Origin of the sequence: Microvirga massiliensis, from assembly GCF_001006805.1 — a bacterium.
Lineage (GTDB): Bacteria > Pseudomonadota > Alphaproteobacteria > Rhizobiales > Beijerinckiaceae > Microvirga > Microvirga massiliensis.
This window is the reverse complement of sequence record NZ_LN811364.1, coordinates 37,565-38,649: the sequence shown is the minus strand read 5'-3', so window position 1 is coordinate 38,649 and position 1,085 is coordinate 37,565. Positions and strand designations below refer to the sequence as shown.

Annotated in this window: 2 pseudogenes; both read left to right on the top strand. The window is 65.6% G+C overall.

Annotation, left to right across the window (positions count from 1 at the left end):
* Window positions 1-678: pseudogene (locus BN1233_RS33860) on the top strand (hypothetical protein); the annotation flags it as partial.
* A gap of 135 nt (window positions 679-813) precedes the next feature.
* Window positions 814-1,085, top strand: a pseudogene (locus BN1233_RS48755) (hypothetical protein); the annotation flags it as partial.

Sequence of the window (1,085 nt, the reverse complement as noted above, 5' to 3'; positions counted from 1 at the left end):
GCGCAGACGACGCCCGAGGCGGCGCTCTCGGAAGAGTGGTTGAGCCGCACCGACCAGACGCTCGCATTCTACCGCGGGGTCCGGGACGCGTTCGCGCCCGGCCGGCCGTTCTGGAACACCGAGACGGCGGATGCGGCCTGCGGCGGCAACCCTTGGGCGAATACCTTCCTCGACACCTTCCGGTATCTCGACCAGCTCGGTCGGCTGGCCCGGCAGGAGGTGAAGGTTGTGGCCCACAACACGCTGGTGGCGAGCGATTACGGCCTCCTGGACGACCGGACACTGGAGCCGAAGCCGAACTACTGGGGCGCGCTGCTGTGGCGTCGGCTGATGGGCACGAGCGTGCTCGATCCGGGGATCCCGATCCGGGAGGGCCTGCACGTCTATGCGCACTGCCTGCGCGGAACACCCGGCGGAGTTGCGCTGCTCGTGATCAACAACAGCCGCACGCAACCGACATCGATCACGCTACCGGTCGGGGCGGAGCGCTACACGCTCGCTGCGCCGCAGCTCGACGCACGGAAGGTGCAGTTGAACGGACAGGATCTCAGGCTTGGCGCAAATGACGACCTTCCTGTTCTTCAGGGCCGGCGCATTCCGTCCGGTCCCGTCGAGCTCGCGCCCGAAAGCATCACCTTCCTGGCGATGGCGGATGCTGGCAACGGGAGCTGCCGGTAGCGCGATCGCCCGTGCCATGGCGCGCGCTCAAACAGGCTCTGAAGCGCAACACCAAGGCAGCCCTCGTCTTGCGGAGTCGGTTTGGTCTCGCCCCAACGTCGCTCCGACCAATGGCCTCGACCCGATGCAATTGCGATGAAATACCCCCCGCCACCGCTGACGATCGAAAGAACCAGGGACGACGCACCCGCGAAGTCGCTGCCACAATACATCTGGTTCATGAGTGGTCGGCATCAAATCGGGCTGTGCGGGATTGCGCTCCTGATCGCGGCGCTCAGCACGATCCCGCTCGAGCTTCAGCGGCAGATCGTCAATCGCGGCATCAGCGGCGCGGATGTTCGCGTCCTTCTTACGCTGGGCGGCGTCTATCTCGTCGTCATCCTTGGACAGAGCGCACTCAAGTTCAG